This window comes from Mesorhizobium sp. M7A.F.Ca.AU.001.01.1.1 (assembly GCF_004022735.1).
Taxonomy (GTDB): domain Bacteria; phylum Pseudomonadota; class Alphaproteobacteria; order Rhizobiales; family Rhizobiaceae; genus Mesorhizobium; species Mesorhizobium ciceri.
Genome location: NZ_RZPF01000705.1, coordinates 1 through 3,411 on the forward strand (window position 1 = coordinate 1; position 3,411 = coordinate 3,411).

Genomic DNA, 3,411 nt, shown 5'->3' on the forward strand with positions numbered 1-3,411 from the left:
AGCATATCCCAGACTTCCGGACGCTCCTTTTCGACCAGCTTCTTCGCCTGCTTGACGGTCGAGGAGTAACCCTTGGCGTCGAGACGGGCGTAGATGAAGGGCTTGAACAGTTCGAGCGCCATCTTCTTGGGCAGGCCGCACTGGTGCAGCTTGAGCTCCGGACCGGTCACGATGACCGAGCGGCCGGAATAGTCGACGCGCTTGCCGAGCAGGTTCTGACGGAACCGGCCCTGCTTGCCCTTGAGCATGTCGGACAGCGACTTCAGCGGGCGCTTGTTGGCGCCGGTGATGACGCGGCCGCGGCGGCCGTTGTCGAACAGCGCATCGACGGCTTCCTGCAGCATGCGCTTTTCATTGCGCACGATGATGCCGGGGGCGCGCAGCTCGATCAGCCGCTTCAGGCGGTTGTTGCGGTTGATGACGCGGCGATAGAGATCGTTCAGATCCGACGTGGCGAAGCGGCCGCCGTCCAGCGGGACGAGCGGACGCAGGTCCGGCGGGATCACCGGAACCACCTTCATGATCATCCATTCCGGACGATTGCCGGATTCCATGAAGTTCTCGACGACCTTGAGCCGCTTCAGATACTTCTTCTGCTTCAGCTCGGAGGTGGTCGACGCCAGTTCCGAACGCAGGTCGCCGGCGATCTTCTCCAGGTCCATGCCGGCCAGGAGGTCATGAATGGCCTCGGCGCCGATCATGGCGGTGAACGAATCCTCGCCATACTCGTCGACGGCGATCATGTACTCTTCCTCGCTGAGCAGCTGGTGCTCCTTCAGCGCGGTGAGGCCAGGTTCGGTGACGATGTAGTTCTCGAAGTAGAGGACGCGCTCGATGTCCTTCAGGGTCATGTCGAGCAGCGTGCCGATGCGCGACGGCAGCGACTTCAGGAACCAGATATGGGCGACCGGTGCCGCCAGCTCGATATGGCCCATGCGCTCGCGGCGAACGCGCGACAGCGTGACTTCGACGCCGCACTTCTCGCAGATGACGCCCTTGTACTTCATGCGCTTGTACTTGCCGCACAGGCACTCATAGTCCTTGATCGGGCCAAAAATGCGCGCGCAGAACAGACCGTCACGCTCCGGCTTGAAGGTGCGGTAGTTGATGGTCTCCGGCTTCTTGATCTCGCCGAAAGACCAGGACAGAATCTTCTCAGGGCTGGCAAGCGATATCCGGATGGAATCGAACACCTGCGCAGGCGCCTGCGGATTGAAGAGATTCATGACCTCTTGGTTCATGCCGTTCTCCTTTTCGGGATCCTCGAAGATCCCTTGCATCTAGTCGCGAGCCAAACGCCCGCCGTCTTTGTCGGCCACTGGCCGTCGAATTCTTCCTGGTTGAGCATGATCCTGTCCGAAAACCGGTAGCCACTTTTCGGGATCATGCTCGAGGCGCGCCGCGGACAGCCGTGGCGCGCCATTGCCTTACTCGGCCGCGTCGGGCAGCCGGACAGGGTTGTCGTCGAGCTTGGTGTTCTCCAGCTCGACGTTGAGGCCGAGAGACCGCATTTCCTTGACGAGAACGTTGAAGCTCTCCGGGATGCCGGCCTCGAAGGTGTCGTCGCCACGCACGATCGCCTCGTAGACCTTGGTACGGCCGGCGACGTCGTCGGACTTCACCGTCAGCATTTCCTGCAGCGTGTAGGCGGCGCCGTACGCTTCCAGCGCCCAGACCTCCATCTCGCCGAAGCGCTGGCCACCGAACTGCGCCTTGCCGCCCAGCGGCTGCTGGGTGACGAGCGAGTACGGACCGATCGAACGCGCGTGGATCTTGTCGTCCACGAGATGGTGAAGCTTGAGCATGTAGATGTAGCCCATCGTCACCTTGCGATCGAACGGCTCGCCCGTGCGTCCGTCATAGAGCTGCGACTGACCGCTGCTGTGCAGGCCCGCCTGCTCCAGCATGATGTTGATGTCAGCCTCATGCGCGCCGTCGAACACCGGGGTCGCGATCGAGACGCCGCGGCGCATCTGCTCGCTGAGGCGAACGATGCTCTCGTCGTCATAGTCACGAACCGGCTCGTTGCGGTCGTTGGCCGGGATGAAGCTCTCGAGCGTCTTGCGCAGCGGCTTGATGTCGCCGGCTGCCTTGTACGTGTCGATCAGCTCGCCGATCTTCCTGCCCATGCCCGCACATGCCCAGCCCAGATGCGTTTCCAGGATCTGGCCGACATTCATGCGGCTCGGCACACCCAGCGGGTTGAGCACGATATCGGCATGCGTGCCGTCCTCGAGGAAAGGCATGTCCTCCACCGGAACGATCCGCGACACGACACCCTTGTTGCCGTGACGGCCGGCCATCTTGTCGCCGGGCTGCATCTTGCGCTTCACGGCCACGAAGACCTTGACCATCTTCATGACGCCCGGAGGCATTTCGTCGCCGCGCTGGACCTTCTCGACCTTGTCCATGAAACGCTGCTCGAGCGCCTTCTTGGAATCGTCGTACTGGCCACGCAGCGCTTCCAGCTCGCTCTGGAGCTTTTCGTTCTCCACGGCAAACTGCCACCACTGCGAACGCGGATACTCGTCGAGCGTATCCTTGGACAGCGTCGAGCCCTTCTTGAAGCCCTTCGGTCCAGCGATCGCTTCCTTGCCGACGAGCACGTCGGAAAGACGCGCGTAGACGTTACGGTCCAGAATGGCCTGCTCGTCGTCGCGGTCCTTGGCGAGGCGTTCGATCTCCTCGCGCTCGATCGCCATGGCGCGCTCGTCCTTCTCCACACCGTGGCGATTGAAGACGCGCACCTCGACGACGGTGCCGAATGTGCCCGGAGGCATGCGCATCGAGGTGTCGCGCACATCGGACGCCTTTTCGCCGAAGATGGCGCGCAGAAGCTTCTCTTCCGGCGTCATCGGGCTTTCGCCCTTCGGCGTGATCTTGCCGACCAGGATGTCGCCCGGCTGAACTTCCGCACCGATGTAGACGATGCCGGCTTCGTCGAGGTTCTTCAGCGCTTCTTCCGAGACGTTCGGGATATCGCGCGTGATTTCCTCCGGTCCAAGCTTGGTATCGCGCGCCATGACCTCGAACTCCTCGATGTGGATCGAGGTGAAGACGTCGTCGGCGACGATGCGTTCGGACAGGAGGATCGAGTCCTCGTAATTGTAGCCGTTCCACGGCATGAACGCGACCAGCACGTTGCGGCCGAGCGCCAGATCGCCGAGCTCGGTCGACGGACCGTCGGCGATGATGTCGCCCTTGTTGACCCGGTCGCCCATGCGAACCAGCGGACGCTGGTTGATGCAGGTGTTCTGGTTCGAACGTTGGAACTTCATCAACCGGTAGATATCGACGCCGGACTTGCCCGGATCGAGATCTTCGGTGGCGCGGATAACGATACGCGTCGCGTCCACCTGGTCGACGATGCCGCCGCGGCGGGCGCCGATGGCGGCGCCCGAGTCACGGGCG

1 protein-coding gene and 1 pseudogene are annotated in these 3,411 nt (G+C 62.5%); both read right to left on the reverse strand.

Annotated features, from left to right (window positions below; translation table 11 throughout):
- Positions 1-1,241, reverse strand: a pseudogene (locus tag EN884_RS30220) (DNA-directed RNA polymerase subunit beta'); the annotation flags it as partial.
- 186 nt (positions 1,242-1,427) lie between these two features.
- Positions 1,428-3,411 (reverse strand): DNA-directed RNA polymerase subunit beta (rpoB, locus tag EN884_RS30225; RefSeq protein WP_128360922.1); only part of this gene is annotated, 1,984 nt, incomplete at its 5' end.